At 33.7% G+C, this 20181-nt stretch carries 15 protein-coding genes and 1 tRNA gene; 6 read left to right on the top strand and 10 right to left on the bottom strand.

The annotated features are described in order from the left end of the window. Positions 1-613: 613 nt before the first annotated feature. Complete coding sequence (locus TERY_RS09050) at positions 614-2419, bottom strand: ABC transporter substrate-binding protein (RefSeq protein ID WP_196797259.1); 1806 nt, start codon at positions 2417-2419, stop codon at positions 614-616. Between the two features lie 510 nt (positions 2420-2929). Between TERY_RS09050 and TERY_RS09045 the strand changes: the two genes are divergently transcribed. Next, positions 2930-3409, top strand: coding sequence for a flavin reductase (locus tag TERY_RS09045; RefSeq protein ID WP_011611547.1), 480 nt, complete (start codon positions 2930-2932; stop codon positions 3407-3409). A gap of 152 nt (positions 3410-3561) precedes the next feature. On the opposite strand, the gene TERY_RS32790 is transcribed toward TERY_RS09045, so the two are convergent. The 4 genes from TERY_RS32790 to TERY_RS09025 all read right to left on the bottom strand — a co-directional run bounded on the left by TERY_RS32790 (position 3562) and on the right by TERY_RS09025 (position 8857). After that, positions 3562-3753: a hypothetical protein gene (locus TERY_RS32790; RefSeq protein WP_155994377.1), complete on the bottom strand. Its 192-nt coding sequence runs from the start codon at positions 3751-3753 to the stop codon at positions 3562-3564. A 417-nt stretch (positions 3754-4170) separates the two neighbouring features. Next, positions 4171-4578: a GUN4 domain-containing protein gene (locus tag TERY_RS09040; protein WP_011611546.1), complete on the bottom strand. Its 408-nt coding sequence runs from the start codon at positions 4576-4578 to the stop codon at positions 4171-4173. 15 nt (positions 4579-4593) lie between these two features. Beyond that, positions 4594-8208, bottom strand: a complete 3615-nt coding sequence (locus tag TERY_RS25070; protein WP_011611545.1) for a VWA domain-containing protein — start codon at positions 8206-8208, stop codon at positions 4594-4596. A 10-nt stretch (positions 8209-8218) separates the two neighbouring features. Further along, positions 8219-8857 carry a hypothetical protein gene (locus TERY_RS09025; protein WP_011611544.1) on the bottom strand — a complete coding sequence of 213 codons (639 nt, stop codon included), beginning with the start codon at positions 8855-8857 and terminating at the stop codon, positions 8219-8221. Between the two features lie 126 nt (positions 8858-8983). Here TERY_RS09025 and TERY_RS09020 point away from each other — a divergent pair, with 126 nt between their 5' ends. Next, positions 8984-9337 carry a phenylpyruvate tautomerase MIF-related protein gene (locus tag TERY_RS09020; RefSeq protein WP_011611543.1) on the top strand — a complete coding sequence of 118 codons (354 nt, stop codon included), beginning with the start codon at positions 8984-8986 and terminating at the stop codon, positions 9335-9337. A gap of 1009 nt (positions 9338-10346) precedes the next feature. On the opposite strand, the gene TERY_RS09015 is transcribed toward TERY_RS09020, so the two are convergent. Continuing rightward, positions 10347-11417 carry a Gfo/Idh/MocA family oxidoreductase gene (locus tag TERY_RS09015; RefSeq protein ID WP_011611542.1) on the bottom strand — a complete coding sequence of 357 codons (1071 nt, stop codon included), beginning with the start codon at positions 11415-11417 and terminating at the stop codon, positions 10347-10349. 784 nt (positions 11418-12201) lie between these two features. Here TERY_RS09015 and proB point away from each other — a divergent pair. After that, complete coding sequence (gene proB, locus TERY_RS09010) at positions 12202-13311, top strand: glutamate 5-kinase (RefSeq protein WP_011611541.1); 1110 nt, start codon at positions 12202-12204, stop codon at positions 13309-13311. Here the strand turns inward: proB and TERY_RS09005 are convergent. Together TERY_RS09005 and TERY_RS09000 are read right to left on the bottom strand one after the other, a co-directional pair. After that, positions 13308-14048, bottom strand: a complete 741-nt coding sequence (locus tag TERY_RS09005) for a helix-turn-helix domain-containing protein (RefSeq protein WP_011611540.1) — start codon at positions 14046-14048, stop codon at positions 13308-13310. The two genes, proB and TERY_RS09005, sit on opposite strands and share 4 nt — an antisense overlap. Before the next feature lie 1364 nt (positions 14049-15412). After that, on the bottom strand, positions 15413-15979 hold the full coding sequence (locus TERY_RS09000; protein ID WP_011611539.1) for a DUF3611 family protein: 567 nt from the start codon (positions 15977-15979) through the stop codon (positions 15413-15415). Between the two features lie 169 nt (positions 15980-16148). Between TERY_RS09000 and TERY_RS32785 the strand changes: the two genes are divergently transcribed. From TERY_RS32785 to TERY_RS08985, 3 genes are all read left to right on the top strand, one after another. After that, positions 16149-16319: a chlorophyll a/b-binding protein gene (locus TERY_RS32785; protein WP_011611538.1), complete on the top strand. Its 171-nt coding sequence runs from the start codon at positions 16149-16151 to the stop codon at positions 16317-16319. Between the two features lie 809 nt (positions 16320-17128). After that, positions 17129-17944 carry a helix-turn-helix domain-containing protein gene (locus tag TERY_RS08990; protein ID WP_011611537.1) on the top strand — a complete coding sequence of 272 codons (816 nt, stop codon included), beginning with the start codon at positions 17129-17131 and terminating at the stop codon, positions 17942-17944. A gap of 76 nt (positions 17945-18020) precedes the next feature. Then, a complete protein-coding gene (locus TERY_RS08985) occupies positions 18021-18314 on the top strand; it encodes a hypothetical protein (protein ID WP_011611536.1) in 294 nt (97 codons plus the stop codon). Positions 18315-19112: 798 nt separating this feature from the next. Here the strand turns inward: TERY_RS08985 and TERY_RS08980 are convergent. Next, positions 19113-19194, bottom strand: a tRNA-Leu gene (locus tag TERY_RS08980). Beyond that, positions 19173-20048 carry a M48 family metallopeptidase gene (locus TERY_RS27680; protein ID WP_011611535.1) on the bottom strand — a complete coding sequence of 292 codons (876 nt, stop codon included), beginning with the start codon at positions 20046-20048 and terminating at the stop codon, positions 19173-19175. The genes TERY_RS08980 and TERY_RS27680 overlap by 22 nt, the downstream gene beginning before the upstream one ends. Between the last annotated feature and the right edge of the window lie 133 nt (positions 20049-20181).

Raw genomic sequence — 20181 nt, 5'->3', positions numbered from 1 at the left:
GCTTACTATACAAGCTTTTAAATATTTGAAAATTTCCCAATCCTAACTATTTTTCCTAGTGGAACAAGCAAATTTAGGAATACCATATATGTAAATAATACCATATCCAGTGATCAAAAGCTAATATTTAAAATTATTTTCTAATCTTTCAGCATAAGTCCTTTTTTCCTCTGCCTTACGTTGAGAATAAAGCTCCCGTCTAAACCAGATTTAGTATTACACTAATTTCTCATTTCTCTAAAAGTCTGTATATTCAATTCATACATTCATCAAGGGTCATCAAAGTAAGAATTACAAGACTAATCAACATTATAGTCCTTCAACCTATACATTTTTGATCTCAGACTACCCACCCGCGAAGAAAAGCAATCTTAAAATATGTATTAGAAAAACAACTCAAGAGTATTATAGGAGAAGTGGTCGGATATTTTGTCCTTTGATTTTTATGCAATTATTCTGTCCAAAATATTAACTTTTTGAGGGTTTTAGATGCGATACTAGGCACTTTTTTCATCCCCAAAAAAGCAAGTGCCTTTATCTGTCAATGCTTTTAGATTTAATCAGCAAACCCTAAATTATTTATTTAATCAAATCAAGGAAAAACTTATACTTCCTATTCATTTTCTGGAGAAGCAACAGAATCTTTATTTTTGATATTTTTTTCTGAATTAACTTCCTCTTCTATTACTTCTTTTTCAGAGACAGAATCTTTATTTTTGATATTTTTTTCTGAATTAATTTTCTCCTCTACTACTTCTTTTTCAGAACTTGCAGGAGACTGAAATCCTTCTTTTTTTTCCGTAGTAGTCGATAATTTTATATCATTAAATAAAGGTCGATTAAAAGCTCCAATATTAAAACCTTCTACATTCAAACTACTAACATAATTCCACATCCAACCAGGACTATAAAGTGGCACCATCACAGCATTATTAAGCAAATATTTTTGAACTGCCACAACTTTTTCTTGCTGTTCTTTAGAATTAGTTGCAGTGCGCATTTCTGTTAGTAATTTATCAAGTTCATCACTGTGATAACCTCCCATCCAACCGGGAGAATGCCACAATTTATAAAGAAAATCTGGGTCGTACCAAGACCATCCCATCATATCAATAACACCTCTGCCTTCTGCTTGACTATTCTCCTGTTTTATTCTGGCATTCAGACTGCCAATATCCATTGTCTCTAAATTGGCTTTTATTCCCACAACTTTTAGTTGAGTTTGAAAATTTTCGAGGATTTTTTCACGGTTTCCTCCTTTCCAAGTTAGGAGAGTTACTTCTAATGGTTTATCTTTACTATAACCAAGTTCTTTTAGTAGGGTTTTTGCCTTTTCTGGGTCTGGTTTAATACTAAACTCTGAACAAAGTTTACCATCATTAGGGAACATAACATTGACGATGGGACATTCTGCAGGTTTAGCTAAATTTGCTAAGATTTCTTCTGTTGCTTTTTTCACATCTATTCCATAAGCTATTGCTTGTCTTGCCTTTTTTTTATTGAAAGGCGCTCGAGAAGTAACGAATTCTAAAAATACTATTTGCCCAGTATTTTTAGCAGTATAAAGTTTTAAATTAGAGTCTTGCTTTAGATTAGAAATTTCTGCTATTGGAGGTTCAGTTAAATGAATTTTTCCAGAATTAATACCTGCTAAACGAGCTTCTATTTCCGGAATGGTTTTTATTACTAATTTCTTGATATAAGGAGTTCCAGAATTTTCTACGGGTCTCCCATAATTTTTGTAGTTTGGGTTAGCTTTCAGTACAAGTTGTTCCCCTTGAGTCCATTCTACAAATTCAAAAGGACCTGTACCTATGACTCCGTCTATACCAAATTTGTTGTTGTAAGTTTTTATGGCTGAGGGACAAATCATGCTAGAGTAAGGGTCGGCTAGAAAACGAGGAAAAGGGCTAAAGGGTTCAGTCATTTTTACTTTAACTGTCAGATCGTCTACGACTTCTACTGTTTCTATTGGCCCCCAACTGTCTTTGATGTTATTTTCTGTTTCGGGGTCTATGGCTCTGTCTATGGTAAATTTTACGGCATTAGCGTTAAAGGTTTTGCCGTCGTGGCATTTGATGTTTTCGTTGAGTTTGAAGGTATATTCTTGGCCATTGTCGTTGACTGACCATTCTTTGGCTAGGTTAGGTTGAATTTTGCCTTGGTCGTCGAAAGTAAGCAGGGTATCGTAGATTTGGTCTATTATTTGTCTGGATAAGGGTGATGTTGTTTTGTGGGGGTCAAGGGTGTCGGAGTCTTTATATCTAGCCCAAACTAAAGTATCTGTTTCGGGAGCGGTGAGTGTTTCTGAGGTTGTGGTGGGGGTTTTGATGTTGTTGCAGGCGATCGCTATTGAAGCAATTGTTAATATTATTAATCTGAAGGGCCAATTTTTGTGATGAGTGAATTTTTGGATCAATTTGTTTAGGGAAGACATAGGATATTTATTGTTGTGGTTAGAATTTATAGCGGTTTTTATTTTATGAGTACGAAATTTCTGCCTGACTCACAAATACATAAGTGTAAATCAACTATATAGGAATTATCAAAACTATAGTGCCACAATATATTTAGAGTTTATAACTCAAAAATGTGTAATTAAAAATATTTAATTAGTTAATAAAATTTTTTATTATACCACAAAACTTGTTATCTATTTTTTAAAGTTGGCAACTATCAATAAGCTCTAGTTTATGGCTCTTGTTGATAATAGACTTTAAGGTATGATATTAGTTTAATTTTAAAATCCTAATATTAAGACTTACCCACGGCTATGTAATGACCGTGAGGACAAATGCGATTCATTCCTAAAAATGGGGTCCTTATGTGAAGTATGGGTAAGCGCTGAAAATGTTTAGTGTAAGATGAATTTTAATCACTTCAGGTAAAATAAAAAATGTTAAATTCTTAGTACATAGTGGGTAAAACTTTGCTAGACGAACAGGCAAAAAAAACTATACTGCGTAAAATTCCCCATGGATTATACATTTGTGGTGTTAAAGATGGGGATGAAGTAAACGGCTTTACAGCTAGTTGGGTAATGCAAGCATCTTTTAAGCCTCCCCTAATTGTTAACTGTGTTAATAAATCTTCTATATCCCATACCATGATTAAGACTAGTGGAGTATTTTCCCTTAGTTTCTTAGGAGCAGAGCAAAAAGATTTAGCTCAACAGTTTTTCAAACCTCAACGTCGTGTGGGAAATAAATTTGAAGAGGTAGAATTTTATTTGGGGGAAACTGGTTGTCCAATTATTTCTGATACTCTTGGCTATGTTGAATGTAGAGTTATGGGTGCTGTCGAAAAAGGGGATCATACTGTGTATGTAGGAGAAGTAATTGCAGCAGGTGTGCATCGTGAGGGAGATCCTCTGTTATTAGAAAATACAGGCTGGAATTATGGTGGCTAGCTAAAATTACCGAAAGACTAGCGCTATAATTTTAATTTAGTGTCTGGCGGTCATGGTGTGCACCACAATTTTGGCAAGTTCATTCCGTTCCCAGAAATCTACAAAAAATTCATAAAATCTATCATTATCTGATTTTTGATCTATTTTTGTTCCTACTTTATTCTGGCAATGTCGGTGCGATCTAGTTCACAGGCACACGGAATGAACTGACTAACTGTAGCTAAATTTAAGGCTGCATTCAAGTATCGCTCACGAGCTTTAATTGCAGTGTTTGCAATTGAAAACAAGTTCTGATAACAGTAAAGACTGCAACACAAATCAACAGTTTGAGATTCCCGATACATTTAAGTCTTCTATTACTATTTGTCTGTGGTTAAGAGTCAAATAAGTAGTTAATTTATAGGGCTTACACACAAACCCCATATCTAGTGGGGGTTTTCTAGCATTCGCCCTCTACATGGCATTCGCTCTCTAGGTTCAATACTTACACTTTGGAGGAGGTAAGGCGGGAGGCAGAAAGCAGGAGGAGAGAATTAGCACTTACGGCGAATAAGGCGATCGCTTTACTACAAACAAAAACTTTTTGATCACTGATGATTCGGATATGATATTCTTCCTAAGATATGAAGATTTTCCACTACGATAACTATAATTGAAAGTTTATATAGAAAATTATAGATTTTGAGAGAACGCTGAGGTTGCCGAGGTGAAGCAGGAATAGAACTGATTATTTAGAGAAAATCAAAGATTCATGTAGATGATCATAAGTCTTTCAGAAGGGCTAGATGAGCAATGAAGCAAACATTAAAACCAGCACAACAGAATGGAAGATGACCTTCTGGTGAATTCAGAGAAAATTCTAGATCGAAGTAATTTTTCCACATTCCCCCTTCTCGCCAACCAACTTTTTCACCAAAATGATTATAGGTTTCCCAATTTATTTGTTCTAATTTATTACCAGTTTCTAAATAGATACGCTTCTGTGTAGCAAAGCCAAAACGTTCATCAGAATATTGTCGCCAAAGTTGATCTATTTGAAGAATAACTTTAGTCGGGAAATTTTCTAGGGATGATTTATCTAACCATCCTTGATCAATTCTTCCTGCAAACTTTAGCATAATATATTTAGTTTCTAAATCAGCTTCTTTCCACTTTTTATTTTGAAGCAATTTTTCAAGGGAATGTTATGTTTTGGAATCAGAAAATATGTCAACCTCTAATTTTTCTTCTCTTTCGCACCAATAGCATTTGCCATAAGTTTTACTATACCAATGGGTATCAACTCTTTTACACTGTACTAAATCATTAATGGCACTCTCTAAAGCGTCAACCCAGTTCTGAGGAGTGGGTCGTTTTTCTGGATGATAGTGTCCATCGTTGAAGCATTTTTGGAAGCATTTTTGAATTTTGGGGTGAACTATTTCAAGGGGAATAGTTCTCGGTCCTGGTAGAATTTTACTATTGGGAGCATAGCACCAGAAACCTAGTCGGATGAGTTCATCAATTTTGGGTGGCTCTTCTGTTCCTATCCACCTTCCTTTAAAGGGATGTCCTCCAAATAATAAATGATAGATAATAAGGGCTAATCTAAAGTTATCATGGGTAGGAGTTTGAACAATTTTTGCTAATTCTTTTTCTAATAGTTCAGGAGGGGTAAATTCTTCGGAACCAACTAAACAATGATAGATTTCTTTTGTCTGAGGATGGCGAACTTGAAATGAGTCTGTATTAATTATTGAAGCAGAAGCATATCGGTTAACTAGAATATTTTGTGGCTTCATATCTCCAATAACATAATCCTGACTATGAAGAGACTGAATAATAGTAGCAATATTTTTAGCAGTATGGTGAAGAAAAAGCCAGTCTACTGACCAGTGGAGTTGACTATTTATTTGCTTACGACGCTGAGGATTATAAATATTAAATAGCAGTTTACTATCTTCAATAAATTCCATGACAAAGCCGATAATTTTTCCTGTTTTATCTGCTAGTAAATACTCAGGCCAAGCCCACGCTTGTTGAGAACCATGAAAATTTTTCGGTTTATAAGCTACCATTACTTCTAACTTTTTTATCCTTGCTGGTGTAACTTCATAATAAATTTTTATTAGGTATTTCTTTCGGTAGCGATATTTTTGAGTTATCCAAATTTCTCCCTCCGAATTACTCTTAATTCGTTGATCTTTAAAAATATCTCTATCTAAAACTAAGATAGGGATAATTGGTTCAGGATTAGGGTCAGAATTAGGAATTGTTGTCTTTTGTTGAGTTTGTTGAGTCTGTTTAGTATTTTGATTTTTACTAGTTATTTCTTCCCATGCATTCGTTGGAGGAAGTCTATTCTTTTCTCCTATCTTGCTAACTGAAACTTGCTGAAGTGAAAAACTTAGCCATTTAAACAAAGATTGAAAATCTAAGCCGTTGAGTTTTTTAGGAGGGCATACAGAAATTTCACTTAATGTCTCCATATCTGCATCTCTTACCCCAACAGCAAAAAAAAGTAATTTTCTATTAGTTTCAGCTTCTTCTATTTTTTTTGCTGCATCTTGCCAAGTATCAGTAGGTTGCCCATCAGTAATTAGAAAGATCCAGGGTCGATAGTATTGAATATCGCTATTTTTGTAGTCTTGTTTTCGCTTTTCTAATAATTCTAGGGCTTTTTCAATAGCTTTTCCCATGTGCGTTACTCCTGATGCTTCTAATGTTTTGGGAATAAATTTATCTACAGTAACAAAATCTTGAACTACTTCAATTTCACTGTTAAAAGTAATGACAGCTATTTCTACTCTTAAGGAAGCCAGTTCATCTTCCTTTACACTTGCCTGAAATATTTTCACTCCTTGATTTAATTCAGTAATAGCTTCTCCTGACATTGAGTAAGATGTATCCAGTAGGAGGATAATGGGACAACGGTTTTCAGGATTCTCAACAAATTCAGGTTCAGGAAGCCGTTGTTCAGGATTCTCAACAAATTCAGGTTCAAGAAGCCGTTCAGGTGCAGCTTTTGCTTGAGCTTCTCTTGCCTCTTGCTTTTGTTTCTCTTGTAAGTAAGAATCAACTACTAGAGGTAGATTAACTGTATCAACCATAAAAGTGCCACATCCTTCAACACCAATCATTTCAAGAAGTGTTTTTATATAATTTTCGGCCTCCTTTTGAGAGTCACCTCTTGTGTTTAGAAACTGTATTGCCGTTTTACCAGTAGCAGCTTGTTGAAAATGACTATAAACAACTTTTGTTAATACACGAGAAACTAAATTTCTAATAACTGCATATTTCTTAACAACTTGCCCAGAATCATCAGTAACATATATTTTGTCTTCCCCTGTATAATATCCAACCATACAAATCATCTTAGGAGCATTCTCAGCAGCAATACGAATAATTTGGGTAAACTGAACAAAAATTTCAAAATGGTCTCTAGAAATTAGCTTCATTTGTTTCAGTTCATAGTCATAATTTAAGGGATGTTTTTTCTGATCTGACCAATTCAGTATAATTTGGGTAGTTGGCACTAATTTGACCGTTTTTACTCTGGTATTAATTGCATATTGACCAGCAGTAAGAGGTTCTTTTTGAACTCCTTTGTACCCTTTTGGAACTAATTGGTATAGAGACTTTTCTGCACCATAAAAAATGGGCTGTTGATCATAATTTTTGTCATATTCTTTTCCAACAAAAGATATAACAACTCCCACCTCTTCTTGCTCAATTCTAGTTAGTGGTACCTGCTCAACTTCAACAAACCAAGGATTTAGACTCCAGGCTCCTTCTTGGAGAACTTCTTCTTGCAATCCTTTATATCCTCCTAAATCTAGGAATTTTTGTGCATTTTGATAATTATCGTGTCCTTCAATTATTGGTCCAGCAATTTCACCTTTAGGGAGAATTTTCCCAACCATCGTAGTTAAAATACCAATTTTATCTTTGTCGATTTTATAAACCTTTAAATTATTTGGATTTTCATTATATTTATAGGCATTAGTAGTAGTAATTACGCTAAAGAAATCAGTGTTAATTTTATAGTCACCGTCAGTCAAAATAGCAAGTTGCTTACCTTTTTGTCCTCCATTTTTCAGAAATGCTTCAGCATCCTGAAAGTTATCACATTCCACCACTCTACCTAACGTTTGTTCATCAGACTTAAAAGTCCCCTCATTGGCTATTACCAGTCCTATTTCTCCTTGAAGAATCCTAATAATAGGAACTGTACGAATAGTGAATATTTCGGGGTTAATGTAATAGGTTCCTGGCTCCAAAATAGCAAGCTGTTTACCAGCTTGTCCCCCATTATTAAAAAAAGCTTGTACATCCTGAAAATTATTACAATCAACTTTTTTAGCAAAGTTTTTTCCCTGTTCTAGAGACTGTCCATATTTTGCTTCTACTAAGCCTATTGCTTCTGAAGTAATAACTGATATGTATGGTGATGGTGTATATGTAGGAGTATCAGTACTTTGATGTTTAAATTGTACAAGTGTATCTCTAATTTCTTTTAGCAAACTAATACCTTTATTTTCATCATATAACACTCTAAAAAATTTATATAATTCGTTTTTGTTTAGACCATTACACTGATTAAAAAAATCAGATATAATTACTAGCAGAGGGTCACTTAAAGTTAATTTACGAATATCAAATCCCCCTTTTTCTAGAACATAATGTGTAAACAAACGTTCCTGTGTTTTATATCTTTGTGAAAGCGCATTAATAATTTCCCTCTTAACATCTCCAATATCTTCATATTTACTACTTCGTTTTCTAATCTCGTCTAGAACCTTTTCAAACTCACTAGGCATAAATATTTTCTCACTTCCCTATTTGATTAATCACTTGTTCTTGAAGCATCAAGCTTTTTACCCTTAAAGGTCTACTACCTGGATTTTTCTTACTTAAAGTCTTAAATATTTTAGCTTGTTGATTTAATCCCTGACCAGAAAATCTTGTTAAAAAATCAGAAATAATAACAGGTAAAGCCTCATAACTACGAAGTTCTCCCACAGGAAAATCAGCAGAAATATGTGCTAAAAAAAGTCGAGCATCTTTTTCATAACAATGATAAAGTGCATCAGCCAAAACATCATTAGTAATCAACCCACTTGCTTCCAACCGTTCCTTATATGGTTCAATAAAAAAAGGAAGATTTTGTTCTAAATCTGGACTAAACAACAATTTCCTGTTTTCAGCTAAAATAGAAAAACAAATTTCCATTGCCAAAATAAATTGTGCCCTCAATTCCTTAATTTCCTCTCTAGCTTGAAATATCTCCTCAAGAGTTTCACGGTTCAAACTTTGTACCTCAAAGATCATTGCATCTAGTTGAGCCTCACGCTCTTGTGTTTGTTTATCCTCAACGAAATATAGCAATGCTTCAAAAGGAGCCCCCAGAGGTCCAGCAAAGGTCGAAACTCCCTTAGTTATACTTTTCAATGCCCGTTTGATATTCATATATTTTTTCTATGTGTTTTCCCTTCCTTTCTTTAGGTCTATTATAGACAATTGATTAGTTAACTTTTATAATTGAAGACCTACGTAAATAGTTTATTTTGTTCATCCTCAACTATTAATCGAACTATGCCATTAATCAAAGTCAAAACTTCCGTTGCCCAACTAGAAAAAGATAAAATTGACAACCTTCTCAAACAACTTTCATCTAGTATGGCCAAGCATTTTAGTAAATCAGAATCTTACGTAATGACAGCCTTTGAATCTGATATTCCCATGACTTTTGGTGGAAATAGTGATGAGCCGACTTGCTACATAGAAATTAAAAGTATTGGTAGTATGAAGCCTAACCAAACCAAAGAAATGAGTCAAGATTTTTGTGAACAAATTAATAAAACTCTCGGGGTTCCTAAAAATCGAATCTATATAGAATTTTCTGATGCTCAAGGTTATCTTTGGGGTTGGAATAGTTCAACTTTTTGATAACTTTTCCTGATTTTTTTGAGGAAATTATAAGGCTACGGGCAACTAAAAAGTCATAAGTCAAAAGTAATTTATTAAAGAATTTTAATACTTATATAGCAATTCCCCCAGTTATGAGGTGCGTTTATGATTCCCTGTTTTCTCCCTAAAAAAGAGAGGCTGCTTTTAAGCCTCTCTTTTTTAGCTATGGTTTATAAAAATATTTTTTAATGTCAAACTTGACAAAAGAAAGAAGTTACAAATTTACTATAAATTGAATATTTCTCAATAGTAAATGTATTTAAACATAGGTTTTTCCCAAGATATTTTTTTCCCTATGTGAAAATAGCGATCGCTCTTCCACCTGTTCCTATCTAAAGTCGGGCTTAAGGCTATGTCCCCATGTCACTACCAGAAAAGAAAAGGGTATCAGTAGTTCCCGATCAGGGATAGCTTAAAAAGGAGAGCAGGGGTATCTAAAACTGTACCTCATAGATGAAAGAACTGCTATAGTCATTTCATATTAAATGAAATACTTTACAGGAAATTTTTCTTTGGCAAAAACAGATAATTTCTCACCTGAAAATTAAAAAATGGTATTAGGTATTGAAACCATTAATTCTAATTCCTAATTCCTCATAAATTTCCTAGTCATTTGTAGCAAATATTTATCACACTTGGTATTAGGAGCTATTTAAACTAACAAGGTTACTTTCCTTGCATAAAAATCCGCCTAAATCTATCAATATAGGCGGAGTAATATATAAAAAAATCAGCCAAAAATCATACTAATTCCCAAAAATAATAGGAAAATTGACCAAAACTTCAGCTATTAAGTAATAAGTAAAGTTCAGTAATACCTTTAACAATTATAGAAATTTAGCGAGAATATATTATTCGGTAAAACCCTAATACCCAAATAATTGTTGGATACAATATTCCATCCTAACCTCAAAAATACATAGCAATACTTTTGAGATTTAGTATAATATTTATTAGCAAAAATTCCTAGTAGAATTATCAAAATATTTTACCCCACTTTCAGCATAGAATTATTCAACAAATTAAATTCTGAATCTACTGGATGGTAAGCCAAATCATCAATAGCTATTTTCTCAATCAAACTACCTAATCTTAATGCCTTAAGAGCTTGTTCTCCTCCAACTGAAGGTTTATTTCCTCCACCTACACAATAAACAAAATGCTCTAATTCTGCATGAAGAGGTTCAATATTGCTAGTATAAACCCTTTCAATTAAACCATCCTGACGATAAAGAACCTGACCATAGTCAGTCACATAATCTCCTGTTGTTTGACGGTGAATCAGAATTTCATTGTTGAGAAAATCTGCCTCTGTCAAAGAATTTTTACAGTGGGCAACGATGGAACGAAGTTTTTTATGTGTCACCTTACTGGCCGTTAAAGTAGCCACAATACCATTAGCAAAGCCAAGAGTAGCCGTAACGTAATCTAAATTTCCCGAACTAGAAGCACTACTACCACTAGCAGTCAGTTTGACAACTGGGGCAGCCACCAACTCTAGTAATAAATCAATATCATGAATCATCAAGTCCAACACTACAGACACATCATTAGCCCTATGAGAATAAGGACTCATCCGATGAGCTTCCAAGGCCAGTAATTCTTCCGTTTTCAGAACTTTACTGAGTTCTTGAAAAGCAGGATTAAACCTTTCTATATGACCCACCTGTAAAATTCTATTTGTTTCAGCAGCAGTATTAACCAAAAACTCCGCCTCACCAATACTGGCAGCGATGGGTTTTTCCATTAGTACATGAACTCCCGCCTTTAAGCAGGTCATTCCTACAGCATAATGTTGAAGAGTGGGCACAGCGACACAGACAGCATCAACATGAGGCAAAAGCTCTTGATACTCCTCAAAAAAACGAACTCCATACTTACTGGCAGTATCTAGTCCCCTTTCAACATTGATATCTGCTACACCTACTAATTCAGTATCTTTGAGCAAGCTTAGGACACGGGTATGATGCTGCCCCATATTACCGACCCCAATTACCCCTACACGAAGTAGTTTTGCTTGACTATTTTTGGTAAAATCAGTTGAATATAGTGTTGACATTCTATTTAGCACTCCTAGATTATCCTCCAGCACACCTAACTAATTAGACTAAAGATTTGTTTTGTTTAGTCTTTGCAAATTTATCTTAATTTGCTAGTTGAAGCTAGTGCTATGAAATTCTATTTAGGTTTTCCAATTTTTAGGGAGTGTCGATGATGATAATTTTTCGATAACAAACATTAAAGAATGATATTATACCACATAATCTTAAAAAAACATGGATTTACTAGTTTCTAATTGTCAAAATTAGTAATAGTATTTTTGAGTTGAGAATCTTTGACCTTACCCTTTTTTTCCAATAAAAAGCTTGGGATTCTCAAGTTATAAATCTGTAAAGTCCTCAATTACTTGCTTCATGGCCATAAAAATACAACCATTAGTAGTATTTTATAAATATATTTACTTTGATAAATAGAAACTAGATTAATTTTGACCTATTATATCTAGTGCTCAAGAGAGTTAACAATGATTTTTAACTATCTCATCCCCATTATTATAATGAAAAATTATGAGGGCATGAAATCTGGGAGCAAGTGCTATACAAACAAGATTTAGGAATTTATAATAGTATTTTATCCACTCAGTAAAATTATACCAAAAGCACTATATATTCTCAATCAAAAACCCCATTTTTTATCATCTTGAGGGAGTTGTTTGCATGAGAATCAATCAGAAATTATTGACAATGCTAACTATACAAGAGATTGTAATAATTAATATTTTGTAATTAGTTCAAAGCTGATTTTTTGCTTGAGAATTAGTAGTGGAAAATTCAATTATTTCTATGAATACAATAGTGATCAAAATAGGCACTTCTAGCCTAACTAATTCAGAAACCGGAAATTTAGCCTTATCTACAATTTCTAGCTTAATTGAAACTATTATCAATTTACGTCAGCAGGGATATCAAGTAGTTTTAGTATCTTCTGGAGCTGTTGGTGTAGGTTGCGATATATTAGGACTAACCAAAAAGCCTCGAAATATTTCTATGAAACAAGCCATAGCAGCAGTAGGTCAAGGACAAATAATGCGAGTTTACAATGACTTGTTTTCATCTTTGCAACAAACAGTTGCCCAGATTTTATTAACAAAAAGTGACCTGTCACGACGTAGTAGTTATGTCAATGCCTACAACACATTTCAACAACTTTTTCGACTAGGTGTAGTCCCAATAGTGAATGAAAATGATACCACTGCTGTTGAAGAGCTAAATTTTGGGGACAATGATACTCTATCAGCTTTAGTTGCCAGTCTAGTAGAGGCTGATTGGTTATTCATACTAACTGATGTCGATAGATTATACTCCGCCGACCCGAGAAAAAATCCAGATGCTTTACCCATTACCTTAGTAGGGGAAATAGAACAACTCAAAGAACTTAAAGTTCAAGTTGGAGAGTCTGTTAGTGGACGAGGAACTGGGGGAATGGTTACAAAAATTGAGGCTGCTAAAATTGCTACTTCTGCTGGAGTCCGAACTGTAATTACTGATGGTAAAGTACCCACTAATATACAAAAAATCCTCAATGGAGAATCTATAGGTACTCAGTTTGAACCTCAACCAGAACAAGTCAATGGTCGCAAACATTGGATTGCCAATGTTTTAGTTCCAGCAGGCCAACTATATCTAGACCAAGGTGCAGTTAAGGCAATTTCTGAGTATGGTAAATCTCTATTAGCTGCTGGTATTATTCAAGTAGAAGGAGAATTTAATTCATCGGATGCTGTCAAACTATGCAATGAAAAAGGCCAGGAAATAGCTAGGGGACTTGTGAACTACAGCAGTATTGAATTGCAAAAAATTCTAGGTTGTCGCTCAGAAAATATATCTGATATTTTGGGCTATGTGGGAGCTGAAACAGTTGTACATAGAAATAATCTTTTGCTGACAAATTAAATCATTGTTTCTGGTGGAGCTATATCAGAACCAACAACTAGACTATCTTTAGTGTATTTTAATCCTGGTCTTTGAGTCGTTTCTAAATGCTGATTTGAATGGGCAGCTAAATTAGGAGGTTCTATTGTCTTCCGAATCAGATTTGCTTCAGGACTTGGTTGTTGAGATATCCAATTTAGTCCACCTACTGCTCCAGCTATTAAAGCTGCATAACCTAAATATAAGTAAGCTGGATGTAGATAAAATCCAAAGCCTTTATTGGACTCAGACCAAGATGGAATTAAACCTTGAAGTGAATTGGAAATAGGTAAGGCTGCTGCTAAAGTTACTCCATCAAATCCTAAAGCATTGCCAAGATGAAAGATGAATCCCCGAAGATATATATCTTCTGGTAATTTTTCGGTTTCACCTTTCTCTATTGCTTCTATATAATGAAGTGGCACGAAAGTTTGTTTATGAATTTGTTTTATTGATAAACAACGCATTTTTCGCGCTTTTTGTAGTTTTTCGCCTAGTTCCTGTAGATATGTATTTCTTTCCTCAAGCAACAAAGCTTCTTGTTCTGCTTTTGTCGGCTTTTTATTCCATTTTAGTAGATATCTTTTTGGTTCAAACTCTTGAGATAAATTGTAGTTATTTTCTGATAGATTAGTGTCTGTATTATCAGAGTTTCTAGATAGGATGATTGATTCAGTTGAAGTTTCTAATTCTATAGTAGTAGCTAGGTTTGTACTCATGTTTTATTGAACCTGACTTTTATTTTTGGAGATTAATTTTTCCTATTTTAAGTTTCTGAATATAAGACTGTAAACTTGACTATTTTTGCTTTTGACTTCGATTTTAATTTGAGTGGGTAGCGATCGCTAACTATCTCGATCTATCCATTATCAGATTTTATCGAAGATATGTAAAAAAAATAGCTAGATGCAAGTTTAAATTCCATGGCTATGGTTGTAGTTCTATTTTTACTTAATAGGAGTAATCTAAGTAATTTATTCTGTGAGTTAGTATTGATTCCGGATTAATAACTAAAAGTGGTATAGATACCCAAATCTTTGTTAAGCAAGAGTTTTGAATTTTGTAAATATCTATCTTCTTATTAAAGCGGATTTGGTATAATACTAACTTCAAAGTACTACCCATTAGCTACAACACCTGTAATTAGGATATAAATGACCGTTCTAAATCAATATATCAGGACAACCTCGACTTATAAATAACTCTTATGACCAAGTAGGCTGAAATCTTATACTGTTCTGTTGTTGGGTTGACAGCATAGTCCACAGAATAGTAACTGAACATCAATCTCTGAAGTTAAATTAAACCCCGGGAAAATACCAGTTACCAGAAACAATACCTCCAACTCAAACTGATACATTCACAAACACGAAGGAAGGTAGGTAATAAACTCTCTAGGATATGAAATATTCAGTCAGTAACTACTCGAATATAGGATATAATTCCGAGTTTCTATAAAATAGAATTCGTTGTTGATTTAAGATATCATATTTCAGGTTTCAGGTTTCAGGTTAAGAGTTAAAGAATTAAAAAATTGATAATACCTTACTACCAAATGCATCAATTTTAGCCCGGGTTTTTCTCAATAAGTTTTTACTTCAATAATTTTCTATCTTTGCTCCCTATCAGCAAACCTACTAACTATCTTTGCTCCATACCACCAAACCAGCAAACTACTAAACCTACTCAAACTTAACAAATGAATGAGTGCTAATGGTAAGTAACTATAACGAACCCTCCGAGAGATTTGACCCGACACAGTCAGTCATAACAAGAAAGAGAAAACTTTCCTAAAAAACCTGAGAGTATAAGTTGAGAATAAGGTTATACAATTCTTGAGCAATCTACAAACAAATTTAGTTTTTAGAGAGATTAGGATTGGGTAAAAAGCTATCAAGTTGATATATCCATTATTAATATACTTTTCTTCTACCAATGTGCATTGTCTCTCAAAATATTTTTCTATAGAAGTGATTAATAATTAAGACTACTGAGGCAATCAATCACTAAAAAAAATATTCATATTATCGTAGGCTTTCAAGATAGTTTTGAGGATATCCAAAATAGAAAACTATTGTCAACTTCACTGCTTGTTGTAAACCCTATCAAGCAAAAATAGCCCTACTATAATCCCAATAAAATGAGCTACAATTATGTGAGTATTACCCAAGAGTATAAAAATATCTAGTGTAAATTTTTCTAGTTCTGTAGGGTTAAATACAAATGACTTACTCACTAAGGATTTGCCTAATAAAATACCTCCAATTGCTTCTCCTCCTAATAAAGCTAGACTCATCCCAACTAAGTTAATAATTAAAGTCCTTTTTACTTTTTGAGTTGTATCTGCCCTGCTTGGCCTTAAAGAAGATATTTGTGATCGCAATTGCCTTGCTAAGCGGGTATACCGAAATGACAAGAAAATACTGAATCCTAGTACCACAAGACTACAAACTGCAAAAAATAGTCCACCTCCTGTGCCAGCTCCAGTATTCTGGCTTAGTAAACCTACAGCAAAAATAAAAATTATACCTGAAACCATACCGAGGACAAGTTGTACCCAAAAACAAATCCATCCACCTAGTCGCAGAGCTTTGGCTACTTGTTCGACTGCAGGTGGTAAGGAAGAAGGGGAGTCTAATGAATTTGACATACTTACCAAATTTTTCGGTGAAAACTTTAATTGTGGAGCTTCTCGACTCTCTCGCTAAAATTTTTGCACAGAGATATTGACACTGGGTCGACTCCTTTTAAAATATACTTAATAATTATAAACAAACAACTCTATTTGCAAACACTATTAATTTTAAGGCCAATTGATAATGAAACAACCACAACCTACTAATACACCTAACTTGGATGAGCCAAAATTTGGGTTTAACCAGTACGCAGAACGCCTGAATGGTAGAGCAGCAATGATTGGTTTTGTATTGACTTTAGCAATCGAATACTTTACTGGAGAAGGTTTGCTCTCTTGGTTGGGTCTCAATTAGGGCTCTGAATATCTACATTAAGTTTTTAAATATATATTATAATAGATATTAAAGCTAGAGTCTACCTCTAATTTTTTACAGGATTGTTGTTGGTCAGCTCAAGTATTTTGATCATAAAGTTGACCAACAACTTTCCAATATTTAATTATAATGCACAATATCTCTAGAGTAAGCAATAATTAATTATATGTACAAATTAAGACTACATATTATCAAAAATTGCCCTGAGTTTAATATTTTTTATATTATAACATATAGCTCAAAAACAAACCAGCTTAACTTTAAGAAAGTTGTTGCTAAATAGAGGTAACAAAAATTGTTCAAGTAAACACAGAAGCAATAATTATTATGTTTGATTTCCAATAGCTACAATTTTTTTATATAACAAGCTTTTTGAATATTTTTTCAATTATTAAGCAGTTAAGTATAATGAATCTTACAGTGATAAAATAAGAAAACAGTACTATAATAAATAGTATTTCTATAATTTATACTTATAACTATTAACTATTGTAATTCCCAAAATTACTTTGAATACTGAAAATTATTTGATCTAAACATCTGCATGATTAATAAATATAGAAAGCAATATAATTATGCTTTGAACTAATTTAAATTTTCATATTTAGTATAGTTTATAACTGTAAGTCTACATAATTTAAGATTAAAGGAATGAGACTTTAAGCTTTATATCAATTTTGCTTAAAGACCCGCGCTCTCCTTTAAGGGAGCTTTGAGATGAAAACCAATCAATGTTGTGTTCTTACAAAAAATATTCTAAAATTTAAATATTAAAAGTTAAGCAGTAGATGGTCCAAAAAGCATACAAATTTAGATTTTATCCAACTCCAGAGCAGGAAATTCTGTTGCTGAGGATTTTGGGTTGTATACACCTCATCTACAACAAAGCTTTAGCAACTAGAACTCAAGCTTGGCATGAACACCCAGAAAGAGTGAGCTATAAACAAACTTCAGCTATATTGACTTCTTGGAAAAAACCGGAATATTTAAGTTTTCTCCCTGAAGTAAGCAGTGTAGTATTACAGCAAAGCTTAAGATATTTAAAAACGGCTTCTAATAACCTTTTTAGTGGACATACTAAATATCCTAATTCCAAGAAAAAAAGAAATGTTGGTAGTGCTACGTTTACAAAGTCAGCCTTCAAATGTAAAGATGGTCAAGTCTATTTAGCTAAGTATGCAGAACAATTATATATTAGATGGAGCAGGCAATTACTACTAGGTTGTATACCCAGTACGATAGCAATAAGTGATGCTAATTGGGGAGAATTAGTGAAGCAATTAGAATACAAAGCTCAATGGTATAGTCGTACATTAATAAAAATTGACAGATATTTTCCTAGTTCTAAACGTTACTCTAATTGTATTCATATAGTAGAAAAATTATCTTTAAATATTAGACAATGGGACTGTCCTGAAAGCGCTAGTCACCATGATAGTTATCTAAACGCAAGTATAAACATTTTGGCTACCGGACAGGCAGTGTCAGTCTGGGTCGCGACTGTAAGACCTGAAGAGAGTAAATCTCGGAGGGCAAGTACGATGAAGCAGAAAGCCCTTAATATTGATGAATTGGGAATTTTCCGCAAATGTCTTGTAGGATAAGCGTCGGGAGAGTGTCAATCTCCTTACGTCAAATAAATAAGTATACTGAAAATCTATTTTGTACTAAATTAAGCTTATGATCAATGCTTTATGGCTAAAAATTCTTAAAACAGCTTATCGAAAAGATCCAGTAGTCAGCTTTGTAGTGACAATGGGAGCAGTTGATGCCGTCATTGGAGGTGTCGAATCAAGTTGGTCTTTATTTTTTCTAGGAATGGGAACTGTAGGAGTTGCCATTATATTACGCCTCTATCTGCTCAAGGGTTCTCATATTGAGCAATCTAGTGCTGTTCCAGAATATTATTTGCCTCCTAATTCGTCTCGTCCACAACTACCAATTCTAAATATAAATAAAAAACATCTTCCTTAGATTAGAAAGAATTTATAGTCTAGAAAAATTACCCAAGTAGTTGCTATTAGTGACCTTTTAATTTACGAATATTCCCGCTCTATTAAGTGCTCTATTATGATAATGGTTGACTTGCATTAAATGCAGAACTTTCTAAATTAGTTATCATTTGTTTAAATATTCGGTGCTTGATAGACTGGGTTTTTCTAACAGTCCTAGTTATTTAGGTTTAAGCTTAAGGAAAATTGCTGAAATCTTGGTCATCATAGATAAAGGTTAATTACTTGGTAGAAAGGTTCGGCATAAATTAATCAGTAAAGTCTAATATCTAATTTTTTAATAGAATCATGGGAAAACTTAAAAACTGAGTTAGAAGAAATTCTTAATAATTAGTAGGAGTAACAGCAATGAACTGATTAGGTTAGAGAGACTGTTTGTCCTAATAGAAAAAGTCAAAGGGTAATTCTATAGGTATAGTGATCTTTATCAGTAAAAACCTTTCAATATAAGGAATTTAAATAAAAAACACTAGTTGTAGATTATTACTAGTCAAATATATAGGAAAAGCAAATAAATATTTAGAGATTATTTAGAAGTTGTTAATCCACCGAATCTATTAATAAAAAGGAACTATTTATTTGTTGTTCCCTTTTTATTAACTATTCAACCTAATTTTAAATTTTGCGCTAATCTTGCAGATAATTTGCTGACTTAACTTTAATATTTCCCCTTTATTGACTAAAATACTCCAATCTTTTCATATATTTTGCCATATTCTGAACCCTACTTAGAAATCTAAAACTATATAGTCAACTGTTATGGGCGGAGAGAGACTCGAACTCTCACGACCGAAGTCGCCACATTTTGAGTGTGGTGCGTCTACCAATTTCGCCACCCGCCCTTAATCCTTTGATTATTATACACATCTTTTGCTAAATTTTGCAATATATCCTGATATTTTTTGCTACTTGCCCACATATCAATTTCTTTGGCCCTCAATACAGGTAGAGGATGAGTTAGTTGAGCCGTTTGGACTTCCTTTAATACTTCACCAACTTCTGTATTACTAAGTTCATTATAAGCTCTTGCCTGAGCTAAAAAAGCATCTACATTAAGTTGAGGTGATATTGTTGGAGAACCACCAGCTAACTTCATCAAAGCTGATACAACTACTTGAGAATTTTGTGTGGCCAGTAGGGCTGCGCGATCACAACTAAATTCGGCACATCTTAGCCATTCTAGTATTTTGCTTTGTAAGCTTTGGGCTATTATGCCACCCCATGTCGAAATTTGTCCAGCAGCAAGTACAATTAAGTTACCTAGGGTAAGATATACTCCATGCTCACATTTAAGATGTCCTAGCTCATGACCTAATACTGCTTGGATCTCCTCTAAGTTGAGCAACTCTATTAGAGATGTATGAACAACAATAAAAGGTTGCTTCCCTCGCATAGCAAATGTATAAGCATTAGGTACAGGATTTTGACGAATATATAATTGGGGTGGTTCTATGTCAAGTGCTTGACAAGCGTCTAATAGTGTTTTGTGTAAATTTGGCAGTTGTGCTTCACTGACGAGAACACTGGAAGCAATATTTTCCATATAGAAAAATTGCTCACCTAATGGACTTAACAACTGTCTAACTAAGAGGTCTATACCAGGAAGTTGCTTCAAAGCATTTGTTGCCTCTAGATCTAAGGGATGCCGAAAATGATTTGCTTTTAAACCAATTAGTTGTGTTTTTGTTAGAGCCATATTTGCTTAAGTTTTAGCTTATCAACAATAATATATTACCAAAAAACTTGGTTTGAAGCCTTGCCCTAGAAAAGCGACTTTTTAGTAGTTTTTTTTAATTTAATGATTATTTTCGACTTGTTGGCTTGTAAAG

Origin of the sequence: Trichodesmium erythraeum IMS101 (genome assembly GCF_000014265.1) — a bacterium.
Taxonomy (GTDB): Bacteria; Cyanobacteriota; Cyanobacteriia; order Cyanobacteriales; family Microcoleaceae; genus Trichodesmium; species Trichodesmium erythraeum.
This window is presented reverse-complemented; position numbering and strand designations above follow the sequence as displayed.